A 21,496-nucleotide genomic window follows, 5' to 3' on the forward strand; every position below is an offset into this window, starting at 1 on the left:
GGCTTCTCCGACACCCGCCAAGCCGCACGCCGCTACTTCAAAAACGACACCCACTCCATCGTCGCCAAAACCCTCCAGTTGCTGGCGGCGAGGGGTGAAGTCGAGGAGGGCGCGCCGTCGTACGCCATTGACCGCTACAAACTGCTCGACGTCAACGCCGGTACCACCGGCGGAGCAGGCGGCGACGCCTGACAACCCGCACTAACGACAGTTGGCGGCAGTGTTCGTGAAGAACACTGCCGCCAACTGTCGTTGTGCTGGTTTCGCCGGACCGGGCTCAGGTGCCCAGGTTCCGCCGGTCGACCACAAAGCCCGTTGCCGCGTTCTCGCGGACTGCGTTGATACCGGCCACCACGGCCTTCAAATTGGGAAACTGCGGCGACACTGCCACAACTGTGCCGTCCTCGGCTGTGAGCCTGAAACGGAATGAATTGGTACCTGCTTTGAGAATCTCGAAACTGCCCGCCATTTTCCCCTGTCCTCACGCGTCGTTGCGTAACCGAGCTGACTTCATAACTCCGTCATCGACCCTAATAGCCAATTCACGGGGCCAACAGCCCTACTCAGCAGTAGTTTGAAACCGATATCGGTAGATCAAATGGAAAGCCACCCAGGAGCTAGAGACCGCATGAACCCCCGCGCGTATGGTGAGGATATGACTCCATCCGGCAGGACACCCACCACCGGTGTCCTGCTCGCCGCCGGCGCCGGCACCCGCCTGGGGCGTGGCCCCAAGGCGCTGCTGCCTTTCCGCGCCCGCACGCTGGTGGAAGTCCTGGCCGACACACTGTTCGACGGCGGCTGCAGCGAGGTAGTGGTGGTCCTCGGCGCCGAGGCCGACCGCGTCCGCGGCGCCACGGAGCTGGGCCCGCATACGGTGGTGGATAACCCCGACTGGGCCAAGGGAATGGCCGGATCCTTCCGCGCCGGCATCGACGCCGCCACCTCCGGCAACAACATCATGGTGGCTCTGGTCGACCAGCCCGGGTTGACCCCGACGGCGGTGAGCAGGTTGCTGGGCAGCCATCGTCCCGGCCGGGTCACCGCAGCCGCCTACCCGGATGCGTCAGGCCACCTGAAACGCAGGCACCCGGTGATTTTCGACGTCGGCCTCCGCTCCGAGGCGGCCGCAGCCGCCCATGGTGACACGGGCGCGCGTTCCTTCCTCAAAGCCCATCCGGGGTTGGTGGACCTGGTGGACTGCAGCGATCTCTGCTCGGGCGAGGACCTGGATACGAAGGACCAGCTGCATCTTCTGGACGGGTAAATTGGTTCCATGATCCGCATCGAACCTGACGATCCCGCACGCCCTGACGTCCATGCCCTCTTGAGCGAGCACCTGGCCGACATGTTCGCCACGTCTCCGGCCGAGAGCGTCCACGCGCTGGATCACTCCGCGTTGTCCCACGAATCGATCACGTTCTGGACGGCCCGCGAGGACGGCGTGCTGTTGGGATGCGGCGCGTTGAAGGCGTTGTCCGCCGGGCACGCCGAGATCAAGTCCATGCGGACAACGGCCCAGGCCCGGGGACGGGGTGTGGCAACCCGGTTGCTTGCACACATCGTGGCCGAGGCCGGGCGCCGGGGCTTTGAACTGCTCAGCCTCGAGACCGGCACGGAGGATTACTTCGCCCCGGCCCGCCGCCTGTATGCACGGCATGGCTTCACCGAATGCCCGCCGTTCGGCGACTACGCCCTGGACCCCCACAGCGTGTTCATGGAACTCCCCGTTTCACCCAAGTAGGGGACAACAATCGTCGTCATGAAGGCTCATACCGACGTTTGCTGTCCCCTGCTTGGGTTGGCGGGTTGCCTGGGTTGGCGAGCTGCCTCGTTAGACGGGCTGCCTCGTTAGACGGGCTGCCTGGTTAGACGGGCGCAGTGGTCCGGTCGCGGAGGGCCAGGTAGATCTTGTCCCGCGCGATGGGCAGCTCACCGAAGCGGACGCCCGTTGCATTGCGGATGGCGTTGGCCAGTGCGGGTGCCACCGGGTTGAACGGGCTCTCACTCATGGACTTGGCACCCAGCGGACCGGTGGAGTCGTTGGTGGCGGCGAAGTACACCTCGCTCCGGGGCACGTCCGCGAACGACGGGATGTGGTACTGCCGCAAAATGTCCGTGGTGACCCGTCCGGCGTCGTCCACTTTCACTTCCTCGTACAGCACCGCGCCGAGCGCCTGCGCGATCCCGCCCTCGATCTGTCCCCGGCATTGCCGCGGATTCACCACCACTCCGGCGTCGGCTGCCTGCACGCTTTGCAGGATCCGCAGCTCCCCCGTTCCCCTGTTCACCGCGACGCGGAAACCATGGACGTTGAACGCCACCGAACGCGGCGTCCCTCCCCAGTTCCCATCCGTGGCGAGCCGAACGCCTTGCAGCCGGGCGGCGTCGACGATGTCCTTCAGCGGCACCGAGCGGTCGCCGCACTCCACGGCTCCGTCCACCAGACGGCAATCGCCCAGGGGCGCACCGGTCAGCGAGGACGCAACTGTTTGGATGCGGGTGGCGAGTTCGAGCGCAGCGCCCAGCGTCGCTTTCCCGGCCACCACCGTTCCGGCTGAACCGAACGCGCCGGTGTCGTGCTCCACCAAGTCGGTATCCGACTGTCGCACCGTCACCTTTGACGCCGAGGTTGCCAGCGCGGTGGCAGCCAGCTGCGCATGGACAGTTGTGGTGCCGTTCCCGAATTCCGCAGTTCCGACGTCGACGGCGAACCTTCCGTCCGCTTCCAGGCTCACCCGGGTGTGGGCGAAGTGGCCACGCGGCGGCACGGTGTCGATCATGGACAACGCCGAGCCTTCCCCGACCATCCATTCCGGCCCGAGGTTGTCCAGCCCTGCCGCACGGTAGCGTTCCTTCCCCCGGTCCAGGGCGTCGCGCACCAACGCCACGCACTGGTCAAGGCCGTAGCTCCCGTAGTGGACGTCTTCTTCCGGCTCGGGCGTAGTGGACAGCATGTGATCGCCGGGCCGGACCATGTTCTTGAGCCGGAACTCCAGGGGATCCATGCCGATGCCCACTGCGAGTTCATCAATGGCCGACTCGATCGCGAAGATCATCTGGCTCAGCCCGTAACCACGGAAAGCCCCGGCAGGAACGGTGTTGGTGTAGACGGCGTGGGCATCCACTTTCTTGTTCACGCACTTGTACACGGCCAACGATTCGCCGCAACCGTGGAACATCACGCCGGGAGCGTGGTTTCCATAGGCGCCGGTGTTCGTGAGGACGTTCAGTTGCAGCGCGGTGAGGTATCCGTCCCTGTTGGCGCCGGCCTTCAGGTGAATCGTGAAGGGGTGGCGCGTAGTGGTTGCGGTGAACTGTTCGGTACGGGTGAACTCCAGCTGGACGGGCCGCTTCAACGTGAGGGCTGCAAGGGCAACGAGGTCCTCGGTGAGCACCTCCTGCTTGCCGCCGAACCCGCCACCAACACGACCGGCCACCACGCGGATGGTCTCCGGCGGCAGGTTGAACAGACGGCTCAGCGTCCGCTTCACCAGGAACGGAACCTGCGTGGAGGAACGGACCATCAGCCGGCCATCGTCATCCAGCCAGGCAATGGAGGCGTGCGTTTCCATGGCCACGTGCTGGACGCGTTGGGTCTGGTAAGTGTGTTCGTGGATGAAATCGGCGGCAGCGAAACCATCAGCCACGCTGCCAAGTTCAGCATGGACCTCGGCCACCACGTTCTGCAGCGGCCGGGAGATGCGTGACGCTTCGCCGTCCTTCTCACCGTGGATGGCCGGCGCGCCGGGGAGGATGGCTTCCTGGGGAGTGAAAACCGGCTCCAGGAGTTCGTACTGCACCTCCAGCGCACGGGCCCCGGCCTCAGCCGCGCCCACGGATTCGGCGACCACAGCGGCCACCCGCTGCCCGATGAACCGCACCACGTCGTCCAGGACTCGGGTGTCGTCGGGATCGTCCGTGAAGTTCTCGTGCTGCGCCGTGGAAAAGAGCTGCTGCGGGGCATCCTCGTGGGTGAAGACAGCCACCACGCCCGGAACCGCCAGCGCGGGGGCCTTGTTGATGGACACGATCCGCGCGTGGGGGTGCGGGGACCTCAGCAGTTTCATGTGCAGCAGGCCCGGCAATTGTTCAGCCGGGACATCCAGGGCGTAGCGGGCAGTGCCTGTCACCACGGCCTGGCCGGCGGGTGCGGGGACGTTGTCCCCGAGCTGGCCGGGCGTGGCGGGAACGGGAGCTGCGGTGGCGGGAACGCCGCCGTGGCCGCAGACCGCGTCCGCGATGGCGCGGTAGCCGGTGCAGCGGCACAGGTTGCCCTTGAGGTTGCGGGGCAGGTTGGCGCGTTGCTCGTCGTCGAACGTGGCTGCCGTCATCATCATCCCGGCGGTGCAGAAACCGCATTGGAAACCCTGCGCCTCCAGGAACTGTTCCTGCACAGGGTGCAGGCCATCGGCCGTGGCCAGGCCCTCGATGGTGGTGACTGCTTTGCCCTCGGCACGGACCGCCGGGTAGATGCAGCTGTGTACGGGCGTGCCGTCGACGTGCACTGTGCAGGCACCGCAGTCACCGCCGTCGCAGCCCTTCTTGACGCCGAAGTTGCCTTGCTCCCGGAGGAACGTGCGAAGGCACTGGCCGGGGCGGGGGGCGTCCTGCGCGGCGGTGCCGTTGATCTCAATTGCCATGGGAGGCCTCCTTGTGGGTGCCTGACGTTTCGGGTTGCGTGGACGGCTGGGGCGAAGTGGCATGCGGCGGCCAGAAATCGCCGGACACCGTCATCGACTCATCCAGCAGCTCGGCCCGGATCTCTTCGGCCAGCTTGAGGGTCATGTCGCGGCGCCATGCCGGGAGCCCGTGGATGTCGTCGTGGTACAGCGGCCAGGGAATGGAACGCCCGACGGCGTGGGCCAGCGCTGCTGCGTCGGGAACCTGGCCGACGGGGAACCTGAGTTGTACGGGCCTTTTGGTGGCTGCGGTGACGGTGATGACCAGGCCAAAAACGGGGTCGAGCCTGCCGATAAGCAGCACTCCGGAGCGCCCCAGGTTGCTCAGGGACAAACGCCGGAAAGCCACCCGGGCGGAGAGCGCTTCGGCGGGGAGGTGGATGCTGCGGAGCAACTCCCCCGGCTCCAGCACTGTCTGCATATCGCCCACCACAACGTCTGCCACCGGAACGGTCCGACTGCTTCCGTCAGGGCTGAGGATGGTTGCCGTACCATCCAGTCCTGCGCAGAGGGACGTCATGGGCCCGGCAGGCAGCCCGGTGCAGATGTTCCCGCCAACCGTGGACATGTTCCAGATCTTGAACGACGCCACGAACGAGTCGCAGCACGGCCGGATCAGTGCCAGTCCCGGCCACTCACGGTCCGCGGTACCGGAGGAAAGCGGCAGGGCATAGAGCTCCGCAACGGTGCAGGTAGCGGCCAGTTCAATCCCGTCATCGGTGACGGTGATGGCCGGCCAGCCGGCTTGGCCAAGGTCCAGCAGCCGCGTGAGTACGGTGCTCCCGTAGGAGAAGAGGACAGTGCCTCCGGCGAGCCAGGCATCGCCTTCACGCCATTGCGCGGGGTCCGTGGTGGGGACCACGGCCTCGATGGTGTTCATGTCCATGGGTCCTCCTGAGTGAGGTGTCGAGGGGCCGGGTGGATCGGACCGGTGCTGTCTTTGAGGGAAGGGAAGCTATCCCTGTGGTGGCTGGTCCCGCGCCCGGCGATGATTTCGGCTGCGATGGAGACGGCTACTTCGGCCGGAGTCACGGCGCCGAGGTCCAGCCCGATGGGCGAATGCAAGCGGTCCAGGTCTTCGGAAGGTGTTCCGGCCTGCAGGAGTGCGTCCACCCGTTGGCGGTGGCTGCGGCGCGAACCCATGGCACCGACGTAGGACAGGTTCAGCCGGAGCGCGGCCTGGATCAAGGGGATGTCGAACTTGGGATCGTGGGTCAGGACGCACACCACGGTGCGGGAATCGAGTCGCCCACCGGCTGCCTCGGACTCGAGGTAACGGTGCGGCCAGTCGGTGACCACCTGGTCTGCACCGGAAAAACGCTGCTGGGAGGCGAAGGCAGGCCGGGCATCACAGAGGGTGACGTTGTAGCCAAGGAGCTGCCCGGCCGGCAACAGGGCTGCGCCGAAGTCGTTGGCTCCGAAGACAATCATCCGTGCCGCCGGCAAGCGGCTTTCCACGAACAACGTGATGGGCTGTGGCTCTCCTTCTTCCCGGGGCGGGGCGGCCAGCCTTTCGGTGGTGACCCATCCGTCGATGCATCCTTCCGGCGGGGCCAGCCGGACCAGACCCGCCCGGCCGCCCTGGAGCAGTGGCTCCACCTGGGCAGCTGCGGCAAAAAGCGTGGAGGGGTGGTCGCCCAGCAGTACGGCAAGTTCCTGCGACTCCATGGCCCGGAACCGCACAGGGTCATCCACCACCATGACTCCGCCCTTGGCATCGAGCCGGCGAATCAAGGCTGCCGGGCGTTGGGGTCCGGCGAACAATGACAGTTCCGGCGCGCCGGCCCCGAAAGGCTGGATGTGGACTTCCAGCTCGCCGCCGCAGGTAAGTCCGACGGCGAACGCGTCCTCGGCACTGAAGCCGTAGGACTCAAGGCGCGGACCGCCGTCGCGCATGGCTTCCAGCGCCGCCTCCACGACGGCGCCTTCAACGCAACCACCGGACAAGCTGCCCAGGATTTCGCCGTTTTCGGAGACCATCATGGAGGTCCCCAAGGGCCGCGGCACGGAACCGCCGCTCCCTACGATCGTGGCCACGGCCAGTCGTTGGCCGGAGACCGCAGGCCGCCAGCTGCCCAGTGAAGGCATCAGATCCAGCATGGCAACACGTCCTTTTTCCAGGTGTCCCGGCCGGGATGGCCCAGCCGGAGCAGTGCGCGATCTTGCCCCATATTCTCATTTTCGGAGGATGTTGAGGGGTAGTCGCGGTTTTTCAGTAAGAGTTCAATCGGTCAGTGTTCATAGGAACGGGGGCAAGGGCTTCATCTCCCTGCCCCCGTTCCCTGACGGAGCGTCGGCGTCCGGCCGCCGCCCGTCGTCGTGCCTGGTGAGAGGGACCACGACGACGGACGCCTATTCATGCGGTGGGTACCGACGGACCGTCGATCGGAGTGCCGGAAGGGACCCGCCGGCGCGGGGTGCGGTCCCGGTCAGACGCCCATCAGGGCGTTGATGGGTCCGCGGGCAAAGTAGATGATGAAGCCAACCGTGACCACCCACATGAGCGGATGGACCTTCTTGGCTTTGCCCGAGGCTGCGCTGATCACCGCGAAGGAGATGAACCCGACCCCGATGCCGTTGGCGATGGAGTACGTCAGCGGCATGGTCACGATGGTGAGGAACGCAGGGAGCGCGATGGAGAACTTGGTGAACTTGATCTCGCGGATCTGCGCCATCATCATCGCGCCCACCACCACCAGTGCCGCAGCAGCCACTTCCAGCGGGACAACCGAGGTAAGCGGTGTGAAGAACATCGAGCCCAGGAACAGCAGGCCGGTGACCACGGAGGCCAGGCCGGTGCGTGCGCCTTCGCCGATGCCGGCTGCGGAGTCGATGTACACGGTGTTGGATGAACCCGAGGTTGCCCCGCCCACCACTGCACCCATGCCTTCAACGATGAAGGCCGACTTCAGCTTGGGGAACGTGCCGTCCTTGTGTGCCACGCCGGCGCTCTTGGCCAGGCCGGTCATGGTGCCCATGGCGTCGAAGAAGTTGGTGAACACCAGGGTGAAGACCAGCATGGTGGCGGCGAGACCGCCAATCCGGGCAAACGAACCGAAGAGGTCGAACTGGCCCACCAGGCTGAGGTCCGGAACGGACACCAGCTGACTGGACAGGATGGGCACGTTGAGGTGCCAACCGCCGGGGTTGTCCGCGGTGCCGGGTCCGATGTGGAAGATGGCCTCGACAACTGCGGCAAGGACCGTGGTGGCGACGATGCCGATCAGCAGGCCGCCCTGGATTTTGCGTGCCACGAGGATGCCCATGGCCAGCAATCCAACAATAAAGACGAGGGTGGGGATGGAGGTGATGGATCCATCATTGCCCAGCTGGACCGGCGGGCCGCCCGCGGTGGGACGGACAAAACCGGAGTCGACAAAGCCGATGAAGGCGATGAACAGGCCGATGCCAACGGTGATGGCGGCCTTGAGTTCCTTGGGGACCGCCTTGAAGATCGCCGTCCGGGCACCTGTGGCACCGAAGAGGACGATCAGGATGCCGTTGATGACCACCAGGCCCATGGCTTCCGGCCACGTGACTTCCTGGATGACTGCTACCGCCAGGAAGGAGTTGATGCCCAGGCCTGCTGCCAGGCCGAACGGCAGGTTGGCGATCAGACCGAAAACAATGGTCATGACCCCTGCGGTCAAGCCGGTGACGGCACCGACCTGGGCGGCCGAAAGCCAACCGCCGGCCACGTCCGTCGGGGCGTTTTCCGCGGAGAAACCGCCCAGGATCAGCGGGTTCAGGATGACGATGTACGCCATGGTGAAGAAGGTGACCAGGCCGCCCCGGAATTCACGGGCCAGCGTGGATCCACGCTTGGAGATCTGGAAAAACTTGTCCAGGAAGGAGTTCGACACCGGGGGCTTGCTGTTGCCGCTGGCCTGTCCGGTTGCCGTGTGCTTTGCGGCTGTGGGCTCTGCGCCTTTGCTTCCCTCGGGGAAGAGCGCAGCCTGCTTTTCAGCTGCTGTCTGCATTTCTGCGTTGTCCAGGATGTTCATGTCAGCCACCGGGCCCTAGTAATCAATCCTGGAATCAAGCGTGTTCCATGTGTTGAACGGCTGGAGGGCCTCCGGAGCCTGGGGGTCGCCCAGTTCCAGCTTGGCTACCGGCATCAGCGCGTCCCGGTTGTCGTTCTCGAAGTACTCGTAGAAGACGGCGTCATCGAAGCCGACGGATGCGGCGTCGTGACGGTCTGCGGCAAAGAACACGCGGTCAACGCGTGCCCAGAGCGCGGAAGCCAGGCACATGGGGCATGGCTCGCAGCTGGTGTAGAGGGTTGCTCCGCTCAGATCGAAGGTTCCCAGTTCGCGGCAGGCATTGCGGATGGCCGTGACTTCTGCGTGTGCGGTGGGATCGTTCGAGGCGGTAACGCGGTTGACGCCTTCAAAGGCTCGTCCGTCCGCGGTGACAATGACGGCCCCGAACGGGCCCCCACTGTTGAGGACATTGGCTGTAGCCAGCTCAATGGATGTGGCCAGGAATTGCTCGGCCGTGACGGTTGTACTCATGTTGCGACTTCCTTAGTGCTGTGGAAGCCGGGTGACCGTTTGGGGGCGCTGCAAAAAGAGCTCCAGTCAGCTCGGTTACCAGGCTTCAGCATGTGCGATGAAGGTTAAGTTGCGCCTGGTAGATAGCTTCCCGAAGTCCGGGTGCCCGCCTTTGGCAGTTAGAGCGTAGCACCACGTTTGTGAGCCGCGCCATAGTTTTTTGAAAACTTAATTTCGTCATACGAAATTACTTAATCCGGGTGGGTGCAGGCCAAATGTGACTGCCCGCGGGCGTTGACTGCCGCCGTCGGGGCTTCTACGCTTTTCTGAACGACGCCCTTGGTGGCGCGTAACCTGGATCAGCAGACAGGGCCTAACTGAGCTGGAACGCGAACACGCCGACCAGACAAGGAACCCCTTATGTCGCAATCCCCCTCCCGGCTGTGGATCAGGAATCCGCTGGGCATCTTCACCGCAAACGACCTCGACGCCGGCGGCGGCCTGGTGGTTTCCGACGGGAAAATCGTGGAGTTGGTGCCCTCGGGCGGCCAACCTTCTTCCCCTACCACCGTCTTTGACGCGTCCGGACACGTGGTCCTTCCAGGCCTCATCAACACTCATCACCACTTCTACCAAACCCTCACGCGCGCCTGGGGTCCCGTGGCCAATGCGCCCTTGTTCCCATGGCTGCAAAATCTCTATCCGGTGTGGGCGCGGCTGACGCCCCGCAGCCTGGAACTCGCGGTGCAGGTCGCGTTGGCGGAGTTGCTGCTCTCCGGCTGCACCACGGCCGCCGACCACCACTACCTCTTCCCTGACGGTATGGAAGACGCCATCGATATCGAGGTCGCGGCCGTCCGTTCCATGGGCATGCGGGCGACACTCACCCGCGGGTCCATGACCCTGGGAGAGGACGACGGCGGGCTTCCGCCCAGAACCACGGTCCAGTCACCTGCGGCGATCCTTGCGGACAGCGAACGACTGATCCGCCAGTACCACGAGACCGGCGATGGAGCCGTGGTGCAGATCGCGCTGGCACCGTGCTCTCCCTTCTCCGTGACCAAGGAAATCATGGCCGAAAGCGCCGCCATGGCCGAACGCTTCGACGTCCGGCTCCATACACACCTCGCGGAAACCATCGATGAGGAGGACTTCTGCCGGTCAATGTTCGGCCTGCGGACCGTGGATTACTTGGAATCAGTGGGCTGGTTGGGATCCCGAACCTGGCTGGGACACGGCATCCACTTCAATGACGAGGAGATCGCCAGGCTGGGAGCCGCCGGAACCGCCGTCGCGCATTGCCCCACCTCCAACATGAGGCTGGCATCCGGGACCGCACGCGTGCTGGAACTCGAGGCGGCGGGTGTGCCGGTGGGGCTGGGCGTGGATGGATCGGCGTCGAACGATGCCTCCAACATGATCCTCGAAGCGCGGCAAGCACTGTACTTGCAGCGTCTGCGCTACGGCGCCTCCGTGCCCGTGGAGCGCGCCCTGGGCTGGGCGACACGGGGATCCGCAGCTGTTCTGGGTCGCTCCGACACCGGGCAGCTGGCTCCCGGGCTCCAGGCCGACCTGGCCTTGTTCAAGCCTGATGAGCTGCGCTTCTCCGGCAGCCACGATCCCGTTGCCGCCTTGCTGCTCTGCGGCGCGGACCGGGCAGACCGCGTGATGGTTGGCGGTCAGTGGCGCGTAGTGGACGGGGCGATACCCGACCTTGACGTGGCCGGGCTGATCGCCGAACACTCGGCTGCGGCGCGGAAGCTCGTAGCCGGATAGCTTTACGGCCTCTCCGGTGGCCCGATTCGTGGCTTCGCTGCGCACTGTGCCGTGCGTGCGGCACAGTGCGCAGTGAGCCAACGAAACGGGTTCACCCGATGTTCCCGCGCGTCATTCTCCAGCGATGACGCGAAGGGCCTTGGCTAGACCGTGATCTTGTAGACGTGGTGCGTGTACTCATTGGCGAAGGAATCCGTGAACTTCCCGCCCTGCACCGCGATGCTCCGGTTCTCGCCCACAACCTCCACCTGCGTGCCGGTGATCCCTGAGGGAAGCGCAAAGGTCCTGGAACCTGTAGTGCCGTCCTCGCCCATGGCAAAGATGTACGCGGATCCATCCTTGACCTTCAGCATCGAATCAATGCCGTCACCGAAGTCCCATACATAGGACTGGGTATTGATCACGGGCGCCAGGGCCTTGATCTGGTTGTTCACCGCACCGGCTGCAGCTACCTGGTCCTTGAGGCATGCGGTGCCCCTGAGCCGTGCGTCCGCGAAGGCGTCACCACTGATGCAGTCATTGATGTTTTGCTGGTCCGGCGACTGGCTGAACCAGACAATGCCCCGGGCCTCATGAATGATCGACGCCCACACCTGGGCCTTGGTCTGCTCCGGAGTGAGCTGCCTGTAACCCCCGGTGGAGCCGCCCGTGGACACCACGGTTGGCAGGGCCCAAATGGGAGCCTGCACATTGCGGGCCGCGTTCACCTCGTTCTGCAGGGAAATAATCTTCCCGTAGCTCGACGCCGTACGGCAGTTCGATGTCACGATCGGGGTCTGTCCCACCGGCGTACGCCAACGGAGCTGGTTGTCGCCCCAGTCGCATTGCGGTACTGCGTAGAAGTACTGGTCCACTGAGTTCACATTGGCCGTGTTGTAATAGTCCGCGCTGAACGCCATGGACCGGTCATAGGTAACGATCCCCGAAGTCCAGTTCGAGTAGGTAAACCGGCCTGTCTTGGCGGGGTCGAACTGGGCGGCCAATGAACGCATGTGCGCCAGGCCCGAGGCGGTGTCGAACCGGCCATCCACTTCATCGTCCAGGAGCGTTCCCACCTGACTGGCCCAATCCGCGGGGGCGTCGTTGGGCGAGAACAACGTGAACATGCCGTTGGCCGTGATGCCCGCGGACGGAGTCGCCGGGTTGCCCTGGGCGTAGGTGTTGATCCCGAGCGCTTTGTCGTACTTCAGCTGCGCGTCGCTTCCGGGCGAGCCGTACCAGACGACGATGGGCAGGAACGCCGGATCATCCCAGCCGGCCGCATCGGCCTTCGGGAACTGCTTCCAGTAATCCGGGCCGCCGTCCCACGGGATCCTGGGCAGGTTGGCGAGGCTGCCGGTGCCCGGGGGCGTGGTGGGGGTTGGGGTTGGGGTTGGGGTTGGCGTTGGGGTTGGCGTCGGCGTGGGCGTGGCCGTCACTGTTGGGGTCGGCGTCGACGTCGGCGTGGGCGTGGCCGTCACTGTTGGGGTCGGCGTTGGGGTTGGTGTTGGGGTTGGGGTGGGTGTTGGCGTCGGCGTGGGCGTGGCCGTCACTGTTGGGGTCGGGGTGGGCGTCGACGTTGGCTCTGACGTGGGCGTGGCCGTCGCAGTTGAGGTGGGCTCCGCCGTCGCAGTTGAGGTGGGTTCCGCCGTCGACGTGACCGTCGGGCTTTCCGTGGGCAGGGGCGTGCCGGGGTCCGTGCAGCCGGCGAGGGCCAACGCGAGCACAGCCCCGAGCGTGATGATAGTGGGTTTCATGACATTGTTTTCCTTTGGGTAGCAGCCGCAACCGGACTGCCGTGGCGCCGGATCCCCACTCCCGGCTTCTCTTTTGTCTCCTGCAGCGCAGGGATTATCGGCCGGGAATCCGTGTCCCGGCTCAGCCCGATGACGAGCGCCTATCCTTGCCCGACCTGCGGCAATGCAACGCGTGCGGACTTCTGTCCGGCGTCATCGAGCCCGCATATGCGGCCCGTCGTGGGGTCGCGACGGCCTTTGAAGAACCCGGAGGGCGGCCGCCAGCCCAGCTTACGTGACGCAGGCCACATCTGAACTGAATGTGACGCACCCACATCCGACCGGTTCGATGCCCCGCCGCACAACGTGCCGCGCGCACGGCACAGGCTGCAGCCGGGCAACGAAACGGGTTTTCCACAGAGGACAACCGGCGACTATTCGTGAAAGCCCTCGCAATCGAGGCTGTTTTGATGACGACGAAATCCCGGCAGTTACCGGAAGGCATGGATTTATGGCGAACCAACGAACTCCACCAGGCCGGCTTCAACGACAGGAGAATTGCTTCCCTGGTGCGGAGCGGGGAGTTGGTGAGGCTTCGCAGGGGGTGCTATCTCAGGGGCAGTACCTGGGCAGCTCAAAAACCTGCCGTAAGGAGCCTGCAGCTGATCGCCGCACACGCCCACGGAACACTAACGACGTCGGCACGCGGCTTCGTCTACAGCCACACTTCGGCGGCGCGACTTCATGGCTTGTTTCTCCTTAACGTTGATGACCGGGTGCACATCACCACCCCAACCACCGCATCTTCCACGTCCCACGGAGCTGACGTCGTGCCGCATACCCGCACCTTGGCGGCGGGCGACGTCCAGACGGTAAGGGGCATGCCCTGCACCTCACTGGAACGAACTGTGGTGGATAGCTGCCTCATACTCAATGACAAGCAATCCCTGGTGCTGATGGACCACGCCCTGCGAAAAGGCGCTGACGCCGGGGAAATCCGGCGAAGGTGCGCCCTCCTCAAGGGACGCCATGGAGTCCTCTCGTTACGCAGAGCCCTGGAGAACGCGGATGCGAGGTCGGAATCTCCCGGCGAAACATTGACGCGTGAGCTCCTGCAACGCCTCGGGATCGAGATGCCTGAGCTGCAGGTCAGGGTCTCATCAGCCGAGGGAGATCATCGCCTGGACTTTGCCTGGCGGAAAAAGCAGGTGGCCTTGGAGTTTGATGGCAAGGTCAAGTACTTCGACTACGCGCCCACGGCCGAGGTGCTGTACAAGGAACGGCTGCGCGAGAAGGCCTTGATGGAGCTCGGCTGGACGTTCATCCGCGTCCGCTGGCGGGACTTGTACCGGGAACAGGAGTTCAAAATGCGGGTCCTTCGTGCGCTGCGGCAACGGAGTTGAACCCGGTTCGGGGGTCCGCTGCACACTCGATGCTGCGCACGGCACACTGTGCAGCGAAGCATCGAAACAGCGGGAGAACCAAGCGCGTCCGGGCACAACAAAGCGGGCGACACCTCCCCAGGTGCCGCCCGCCGTTGGCTCTGTTGCGCAGAGTCCGCGCCCCTGTTGCAGATCAGGGGCGCTGCCGGCCGAACACCGGAAGCGCACGCAGCCAACGGGAGAACCCGCCGGCCTTACGATCACAGTCGGCCGGAATGTAGAAGTCCGGATCTGTCGCACCAAAGGGCAGGTACAGTTCCTGGCCCGGCGCCGGGAATTCCACGACGCTGTTCGTATCCTTCGAGTCCATCTGTTCCTCCTCTATCTCGTGCTCAGTTTCCGCTCTTCGGAAAACTTTTATTGTTATGTGGAAAGTGTAGGCAGCGGGCGAGTCGTCCGTCAAGACCCCCGGAGAAGCCGAATAAAGTTGCCCCGGTCACATTCGGGTAGTTCATAACGATCACCGGGAAGCCATATACACAACCCGAAAACATGCGCTACTCTCGAATCAGTTCGTGGCGTAGGTCACGTAACCTGAGAGCAGCAGGCAGGGTCGTAATGAGCTGGCATCCATGGATGCCGGCTCTTTTTTGTTGGGTCGGCTCCACCAGAAACGCAGTGGAAACACGCGCTTAATTTCATTGATGGAACGTAGGTTCCACCTCACAGAAGTTGGGATATGACCATGAGCAACAACATCGTCCTCGGCGAAAACCAGTACGGCAAAGCAGAAGTCCGCGTCGTCAAGGTCACTCGGGATACGGACCGCCACCACATCGAAGACCTGAACGTCACCTCGCAGCTGCGCGGCGACTTCCAGGCCGCACACCTTCAGGGCGACAACGGCCACGTCGTTGCCACGGACACCCAGAAGAACACTGTCTACGCGTTTGCCCGTGAAGGCATCGGCTCGCCCGAATCCTTCCTCCTGCGCCTCGCGGACCACTTCACCGGGGGATTCGACTGGGTCACCGGCGGCCGTTGGGAAGCCGAGGCCTACAGCTGGGACCGCATCCAGGCACACGGCGAGGGACACGACCACAGCTTCGTCCGCAACGGCCAGGAGGTGCGTACCGCCGTCGTCGTCCGTGATGGCGCAACCACGCACGTGATTTCCGGCCTCAAGGACCTGACCGTCCTCAAGACCACGCAGTCCGGTTTTGTCGGCTACCCGCGCGACAAGTACACCACCCTCCCGGAGACCACCGACCGCATCCTGGCCACCGACGTATCCGCCCGCTGGCGCTACAACACCAACCTGGACGTCGCCGGCACGGACTTCAACAAGAGCTACGACGACATCAAGGCCCTCCTGCTGGAAGGCTTCACCGAGAACTACTCCCACGCCCTGCAGCAGACGCTGTTCGACATGGGCAAGAAGGTCCTGGAAGCACACAGCGAAGTTGATGAAATCAAGTTCTCCATGCCCAACAAGCACCACTTCCTGGTTGACCTGAGCCCGTTCGGCCTGGACAACCCCAACGAGGTCTTCTTCGCCGCCGACCGCCCGTACGGCCTCATCGAAGCAACTGTCCAGCGCGAGAACATCGAGGCTGCACCCGTTGCATGGAGCGGCATCGCCGGCTTCTGCTAAACCGCAACACCCCAGGGACTTGCGTGCAGGTCCGGCCCCGAAGCGCCCCGCAAGGGCCGGGCCTGCACCCAAACCCGACCCCAAAAACCCCGCAACACCAAAGATTTTGTTAGCCAGACACAGTTAGCCAGACGAAGACGTCTGCCATGAACCCAGGAAGTCTGCCATGAACATCAAGAAAAAATCCCGCCCCGCGAATACCACCGCCTCGCACCGTCCTGAACGGCCCGAGGACAAGAGGCTCTCCATCGGAAGCACCTTCGCCTACGGCTTCCAGCACGTCCTCACCATGTACGGCGGAATTATTGCTCCGCCGCTGATCATCGGTGCAGCCGCCGGCATGTCCTCGCAGGACATCGGCCTCCTTATTGCCGCCTGTTTGTTCGTTGGCGGCCTGGCCACCATCCTCCAGACTGTAGGCATCCCGTGGTTCGGCTCGCAGTTGCCGCTGGTACAGGGCGTTTCCTTCGCAGGCGTCTCAACCATGGTGGCGATCGTCCAAGGCGGTGGCGGGATCCAGGCGGTCTTCGGCTCGGTGATCGTGGCATCACTGATTGGCCTGGCGATCACTCCCCTGTTCTCCAAGATCATCAAATTCTTCCCGCCCGTGGTGACGGGCACGGTGATCACCACCATCGGCCTGACGCTGATGCCCGTGGCCGCGAACTGGGCCATGGGTGGCAACGCCAAGGCCGAGAACTACGGCAGCGTCTCCAACATCGGGCTCGCGGCGGCCACCATGGGCATCGTCCTGCTGCTGAGCAAGGTGGGCAACGCCGCCATTTCCCGGCTCTCGATTCTCCTGGCCATGGTGATCGGAACCATCATCGCGCTTATTGCAGGAATGGCTGACTTCTCCAAGGTGGGCCAGGGCGACATCGTGGCATTCCCCACGCCCTTCGCCTTCGGTGCTCCCACCTTCGAAATTGCCGCGATCATCTCCATGCTCATCGTTATCCTGGTGACCCTCACCGAGACCTCGGCAGACATCATCGCAGTGGGCGAAATCGTCGACACCAAGGTTGACTCCCGCCGCATCGGCGACGGCCTCCGCGCCGACATGCTCTCCAGCGCGATCTCCCCGCTGTTCAACTCCTTCACCCAGAGCGCCTTCGCCCAGAACGTGGGACTCGTCGCCATCACCGGCATCAAGAGCCGCTTCGTGGTCAGCGCCGGCGGCCTCATCCTGGTCATCCTCGGTCTCCTGCCGATCCTCGGCCGGGTTGTCGCAGCGGTTCCGACGCCGGTCCTGGGCGGCGCCGGCGTCGTGCTGTTCGGTACGGTGGCAGCCAGCGGTATCCGTACCCTGGCCAAGGTCGAGTACAAGAACAACATGAACCTGATCATCGTTGCCGCTTCCATTGGCTTCGGCATGATCCCCATTGCGGCACCGAAGTTCTACGACCAGTTCCCTTCCTGGTTCTCCACGATCTTCCACTCCGGCATCAGCTCCGCTGCGGTCATGGCGATCATCCTGAACATCCTCTTCAACCACTTCAAGGCCGGCAACTCTGACAACCAGTCGGTGTTCGTCGCGGGCACGGACCGGATCGTCAGCGAAGAGGACATCAAGTGCCTCAGCGAAGGCGACCGCTTCGAAAACGGCAAGCTGATCGACGCGGACGGCAACGAAGTTCCGCTCAAGACATCCAGCGCGTCAGAGCACTAGCTCCGGTCCGCAGATGACAGAAGGCGGCAGTGTTTCCTTGGGGGACACTGCCGCCTTCTTTTCGTCCCGGCGGGACGACAAAAGATGGCAATGTTCCGGCGGAACATTGCCATCAAATGCCAACCGGGCGTTAGTTCTGGTTCAGCTCCGCGGAGATGGCCAGGGCTGCTTCACGCAGCATGGGCACGGCGCGGTCGGCGAAGCTTTGGTCCACGCGGGTGATGGGGCCGGAGACGGAGATCGCCGTGGGCGTGGGAGCGTTGGGAACGGCCATGGCGAAGCAGCGGACACCGAGTTCCTGCTCTTCCTCGTCAATGGAGTAGCCGCGTTCACGGATGAGCTTCAGGTCTGCCAGCAGGGAGTCGATATCGCCGATGCTCTTGGCCGTGGGAGTAGGCATGCCGGTGCGTGCAACGATTCCGCGGACCTGCTCGTCGTCCAGCTGGGCCAGGATGGCTTTGCCGACGCCGGTATCGTGCGTGTGGGCGCGGCGGCCCACCTCGGTGAACATGCGCATGGAGTGCATGGACGGGACCTGCGCCACGTAGATGACCATGTCGGAATCGAGGACTGCCATGTTGGAAGTCTCCCCGAGGCGTTCCACCAGGGTCTTCAACTGCGGACGAGCCACGGCGCCAAGCTGCTTGCTGGCGCCCTCCCCCAGCCGGATCAGCCGCGGGCCCAGGGCGTAACGGCGATTGGGCAGCTGCCGGATGTAGCCCAGCGACACCAGCGTGCGCAGCAGCCGGTGGATGGTGGGCAGGGGCAGGTCAGTGGACGACGAGAGCTCGCTCAGGGTGACATCGCCGCCCGCGTCCGTGATCAGTTCCAACAGTTCAAAGACGCGCTCAACGGACTGCACGCCTCCGGAGGCTTTTTCAGCCATTCCCTTGTCTCCAATGACTCAGATTCCGACAACTCTTATCCGCATCGTGAAAAGAATTGCTTAGAACACCCAAGATACAGCACGAGGCGCACCTCTGCGATGACACCGAACATGACCAAGCAAGGGCTTGTGTTTCCACTTTGTAGATAATAATATCCATAATACGAAAACATTCAGTTTGGAACGGCGGCCCGGGAACGGGCCTTACAGGAGGAATTTCAATGGCGAATCCGAGCCCCGGAAACTCGATCACCCTGCGCGTCGCCGCACCGTCGAGCTTCACCGCTACCAGCGAACTGGCAGCAGCCGTCGGCGCAGCCGGTGCAGCAATCACCGCGCTGGACGTCACGGAATCCCACCACGAGACGATCGTCGTTGACGTCACCTGCAATACCACCGACGACGACCACGCAGCCCGCGTCAAGGACGCCCTGAACGCCCTCGACGGCGTCACCGTCCAGCACGTCTCGGACCGCACCTTCCTCATGCACCTGGGCGGCAAGCTCGAAGTTGTCCCCAAAGTAGCCCTGCGCAACCGCGACGACCTGTCGCGCGCCTACACTCCCGGCGTCGCCCGCGTCTGCATGGCGATCGCGGAAGACCCGGCCGCTGCCCGCAACCTGACGGTCAAGCGCAACACCATCGCCGTCCTCACCGACGGTTCCGCAGTCCTGGGCCTCGGCAACATCGGCCCCGCAGCCGCCCTTCCCGTGATGGAAGGCAAGGCCGCGCTCTTCAAGCAGTTCGCCAACGTGGATGCCTGGCCGGTCTGTCTGGATACACAGGACACCGAAGAGATCATCATGATCGCCAAGGCCATGGCACCGGTATACGGCGGCATCAACCTCGAAGACATCGCCGCGCCGCGCTGCTTCGAAATCGAGAACCGCCTCCGCGAAGAACTCGACATCCCGGTCTTCCACGATGACCAGCACGGCACCGCGATCGTCACGCTCGCTGCCTTGGTCAACGCCCTGCGTGTGGTGGACAAGAAGCTCTCCGAAGTCAAGATCGTGGTCTCGGGCGTCGGCGCTGCCGGCTCGGCCATCATCCAGCTCCTCAAGGCCCAGGGCGCGCAGCACATCATCGCCGCCGGCCGCTCCGGAGCCATCCACTCGGGCGAAAAGTACGACGACGAGCACCGCAGCTGGATCGCCGCGAACACCAACGAAGAAGGCTTCTCCGGAACCCTGCACGACGCCCTCAAGGGAGCGGACGTCTTCATCGGCGTCAGCGCCCCGCACGTGATCGGCGAGGAGCAGGTTGCTTCCATGGCCGAGGACGCGATCGTGTTCGCCATGGCCAACCCGACGCCGGAAATCGATCCCGTGGTTGCTTCCAAGCACGCAGCAGTGGTGGCCACGGGCCGCAGCGACTTCCCGAACCAGATCAACAACGTGCTGGCCTTCCCCGGCTTCTTCCGGGGCCTGCTGGATGCCGGAGCATCGGACATCACGCCGAACATGCTGGTAGCCGCAGCCGAGGCAATCGCCAACCGGGTAGCTGACGAGGAGCTGAACGCGAGTTACATTATCCCCAGCGTCTTCGATCCCCATGTTGCCGCCGATGTAGCGACCGCCGTAGCCAACGCTGCGCACGCCAACGCCGCCAGCGCACTCTAGAAAAAGGAATCCGCTCACATGGCTATCACAGTCACAGATCCCCAGCCGATCGATCGCGCCGAGGAAATCCTCACCCCCAAGGCCTTGGCCTTCATCGAGGAACTGCACCAGCGCTTCGCAGGCACCCGCAACGAACTCCTGGAGGCCCGCAAGGCCAAGCGCCAAAAGGTCGCCGAAACCAGCCGCCTGGACTTCCTTCCGGAGACCCGCGAAATCCGCGACGGCGACTGGAAGGTTGCCGAGGCACCCGCAGCTTTGCAGGACCGCCGCGTTGAGATGACCGGCCCCGCGACCCCGGCCAAGATGGCCATCAACGCCCTCAACTCCGGCGCCAAGGTGTGGTTGGCTGACCTCGAAGATGCCAGCACGCCCACTTGGCCCAACGTCATCGACGCCATCCTCAACCTCCGCGACGCCGCCCAGGGAACCCTGAGCTACACCTCCCCCGAAGGCAAGGAATACCGTCTCCGCACGGACGCTCCCCTGGCCGTTGTGGTGGCCCGCCCCCGCGGCTGGCACATGGAAGAGAGCCACCTGCTGATCGACGGCGAACCCGCCGTAGGTGCGCTGGTGGACTTCGGCCTGCACTTCTTCCACATCGCCAAGCAGCTTCTGCTCAACGGCCACGGCCCGTACTACTACCTGCCCAAGATGGAGAGCCACCTGGAGGCACGCCTCTGGAACGACGTCTTCGTCTTCGCCCAGGACTTCCTCGGCATCCCGCAGGGCAGCGTCCGCGCCACCGTGCTGATCGAGACCATCCCGGCCGCGTTCGAAATGGACGAGATCCTCTACGAACTCCGTGACCACGCCTCTGGCCTGAACGCCGGCCGCTGGGACTACCTCTTCAGCATCATCAAGTACTTCCGTGATGCAGGCGAAGAGTTCGTCCTCCCGGACCGCGCCACCGTTGCCATGACGGCTCCGTTCATGCGCGCCTACACCGAACTCCTGGTCAAGACCTGCCACAAGCGCGGCGCTTTCGCCATGGGTGGCATGGCCGCCGTCATCCCCAACCGCAAGCAGCCCGACGTCACCGCCGCTGCCTTCGACAAGGTCCGCGCCGACAAGACCCGTGAGGCGAACGACGGCTTCGACGGTTCATGGGTTGCCCACCCGGACCTCGTTCCCACCTGCCGCGAAGTCTTCGACTCCGTGCTCGGTGACCGGCCCAACCAGCTGGACAAGCAGCGCCCGGAGGTGAACGTCACCGCTGAGCAGCTGATCGACGTCGCGTCCGCCGGCGGAACCGTCACGGAAGCCGGCCTGCGGCTGAATCTGTACGTCGCCGTCGCCTACACGGGCGTCTGGATCTCCGGCAGCGGCGCGGTAGCCATCCACAACCTCATGGAAGACGCCGCGACCGCGGAAATCTCCCGCTCGCAGGTGTGGCAGCAGATCCGCAACAAGTCCGTCCTCGCCGACACGGGCAACACCGTGACCCGCGAACTGGTCACCCGCATCCTGGGCGAAGAAACCGAGCGCCTGCGGATCGAGTTCGGCGACGAGAACTTCACCAAGTACTACGAGCCGGCGTCCAAGCTGATCGAGGACATCTGTCTCTCCGACGATTACACGGACTTCCTCACCACGCCCGCGTATGAGCTGGTGGGCTGA

18 protein-coding genes are annotated in these 21,496 nt (G+C 64.2%); 9 read left to right on the top strand and 9 right to left on the bottom strand.

Features of this window, described 5'->3' with window-relative positions; all coding sequences use genetic code 11:
* Window positions 1–192: hypothetical protein (locus PV760_RS06825; protein ID WP_144652923.1), on the top strand; the 192-nt coding region annotated here is incomplete at its 5' end.
* Window positions 193–277: 85 nt separating this feature from the next.
* Here PV760_RS06825 and PV760_RS06830 read toward each other — a convergent pair.
* Window positions 278–469 carry a YegP family protein gene (locus PV760_RS06830; protein WP_044569301.1) on the bottom strand — a complete coding sequence of 64 codons (192 nt, stop codon included), beginning with the start codon at window positions 467–469 and terminating at the stop codon, window positions 278–280.
* A gap of 159 nt (window positions 470–628) precedes the next feature.
* Between PV760_RS06830 and nboR the strand changes: the two genes are divergently transcribed.
* Window positions 629–1,267: a nicotine blue oxidoreductase gene (nboR, locus tag PV760_RS06835; protein ID WP_354627398.1), complete on the top strand. Its 639-nt coding sequence runs from the start codon at window positions 629–631 to the stop codon at window positions 1,265–1,267.
* Window positions 1,268–1,276: 9 nt separating this feature from the next.
* A complete protein-coding gene (locus tag PV760_RS06840; protein WP_354627400.1) occupies window positions 1,277–1,744 on the top strand; it encodes a GNAT family N-acetyltransferase in 468 nt (155 codons plus the stop codon).
* 124 nt (window positions 1,745–1,868) lie between these two features.
* Here PV760_RS06840 and PV760_RS06845 read toward each other — a convergent pair whose 3' ends face one another.
* The 5 genes from PV760_RS06845 to PV760_RS06865 all read right to left on the bottom strand — a co-directional run bounded on the left by PV760_RS06845 (window position 1,869) and on the right by PV760_RS06865 (window position 9,196).
* Window positions 1,869–4,643 (bottom strand): molybdopterin-dependent oxidoreductase, encoded by a 2,775-nt coding sequence (locus tag PV760_RS06845; RefSeq protein ID WP_354627401.1) that lies wholly within the window; start codon window positions 4,641–4,643, stop codon window positions 1,869–1,871.
* Window positions 4,633–5,568: an FAD binding domain-containing protein gene (locus tag PV760_RS06850; protein ID WP_354627402.1), complete on the bottom strand. Its 936-nt coding sequence runs from the start codon at window positions 5,566–5,568 to the stop codon at window positions 4,633–4,635. Before PV760_RS06850 ends, PV760_RS06845 begins: the two co-directional genes overlap by 11 nt.
* Window positions 5,559–6,782, bottom strand: a complete 1,224-nt coding sequence (locus PV760_RS06855; protein ID WP_354627403.1) for an XdhC family protein — start codon at window positions 6,780–6,782, stop codon at window positions 5,559–5,561. The genes PV760_RS06850 and PV760_RS06855 overlap by 10 nt, the downstream gene beginning before the upstream one ends.
* Before the next feature lie 329 nt (window positions 6,783–7,111).
* The gene (locus tag PV760_RS06860; protein WP_018778861.1) at window positions 7,112–8,695 is read right to left on the bottom strand and encodes an NCS2 family permease; all 1,584 of its coding nucleotides are present in this window, start codon (window positions 8,693–8,695) and stop codon (window positions 7,112–7,114) included.
* 6 nt (window positions 8,696–8,701) lie between these two features.
* Complete coding sequence (locus tag PV760_RS06865) at window positions 8,702–9,196, bottom strand: nucleoside deaminase (RefSeq protein ID WP_018778860.1); 495 nt, start codon at window positions 9,194–9,196, stop codon at window positions 8,702–8,704.
* Window positions 9,197–9,595: 399 nt separating this feature from the next.
* On the opposite strand from PV760_RS06865, the gene PV760_RS06870 reads away from it, so the two are divergent.
* Window positions 9,596–10,951, top strand: a complete 1,356-nt coding sequence (locus PV760_RS06870; RefSeq protein WP_354627404.1) for an 8-oxoguanine deaminase — start codon at window positions 9,596–9,598, stop codon at window positions 10,949–10,951.
* Between the two features lie 143 nt (window positions 10,952–11,094).
* Here the strand turns inward: PV760_RS06870 and PV760_RS06875 are convergent, their stop codons facing one another.
* A complete protein-coding gene (locus tag PV760_RS06875) occupies window positions 11,095–12,687 on the bottom strand; it encodes a hypothetical protein (protein WP_354627405.1) in 1,593 nt (530 codons plus the stop codon).
* Between the two features lie 449 nt (window positions 12,688–13,136).
* Here PV760_RS06875 and PV760_RS06880 point away from each other — a divergent pair, with 449 nt between their 5' ends.
* Window positions 13,137–14,069: a type IV toxin-antitoxin system AbiEi family antitoxin domain-containing protein gene (locus tag PV760_RS06880; RefSeq protein WP_354627406.1), complete on the top strand. Its 933-nt coding sequence runs from the start codon at window positions 13,137–13,139 to the stop codon at window positions 14,067–14,069.
* 172 nt (window positions 14,070–14,241) lie between these two features.
* Here the strand turns inward: PV760_RS06880 and PV760_RS06885 are convergent, their stop codons facing one another.
* A complete protein-coding gene (locus PV760_RS06885) occupies window positions 14,242–14,418 on the bottom strand; it encodes a hypothetical protein (RefSeq protein WP_018778855.1) in 177 nt (58 codons plus the stop codon).
* Between the two features lie 369 nt (window positions 14,419–14,787).
* On the opposite strand from PV760_RS06885, the gene pucL reads away from it, so the two are divergent.
* A complete protein-coding gene (gene pucL / locus PV760_RS06890) occupies window positions 14,788–15,702 on the top strand; it encodes a factor-independent urate hydroxylase (protein WP_018778854.1) in 915 nt (304 codons plus the stop codon).
* A gap of 166 nt (window positions 15,703–15,868) precedes the next feature.
* Entirely contained in the window at window positions 15,869–17,371 is a 1,503-nt protein-coding gene (locus PV760_RS06895) for a nucleobase:cation symporter-2 family protein (protein WP_079582059.1), read from the top strand.
* Between the two features lie 130 nt (window positions 17,372–17,501).
* On the opposite strand, the gene PV760_RS06900 is transcribed toward PV760_RS06895, so the two are convergent.
* On the bottom strand, window positions 17,502–18,257 hold the full coding sequence (locus tag PV760_RS06900) for an IclR family transcriptional regulator (RefSeq protein WP_224088895.1): 756 nt from the start codon (window positions 18,255–18,257) through the stop codon (window positions 17,502–17,504).
* A 221-nt stretch (window positions 18,258–18,478) separates the two neighbouring features.
* On the opposite strand from PV760_RS06900, the gene PV760_RS06905 reads away from it, so the two are divergent.
* Together PV760_RS06905 and aceB are read left to right on the top strand one after the other, a co-directional pair.
* Window positions 18,479–19,879 (top strand): NAD-dependent malic enzyme, encoded by a 1,401-nt coding sequence (locus PV760_RS06905; protein WP_306878294.1) that lies wholly within the window; start codon window positions 18,479–18,481, stop codon window positions 19,877–19,879.
* A gap of 18 nt (window positions 19,880–19,897) precedes the next feature.
* Window positions 19,898–21,496 (top strand): malate synthase A, encoded by a 1,599-nt coding sequence (gene aceB / locus PV760_RS06910; protein WP_193589993.1) that lies wholly within the window; start codon window positions 19,898–19,900, stop codon window positions 21,494–21,496.

This window comes from Paenarthrobacter sp. CC6 (assembly GCF_040560085.1).
GTDB lineage: Bacteria > Actinomycetota > Actinomycetes > Actinomycetales > Micrococcaceae > Arthrobacter > Arthrobacter nicotinovorans.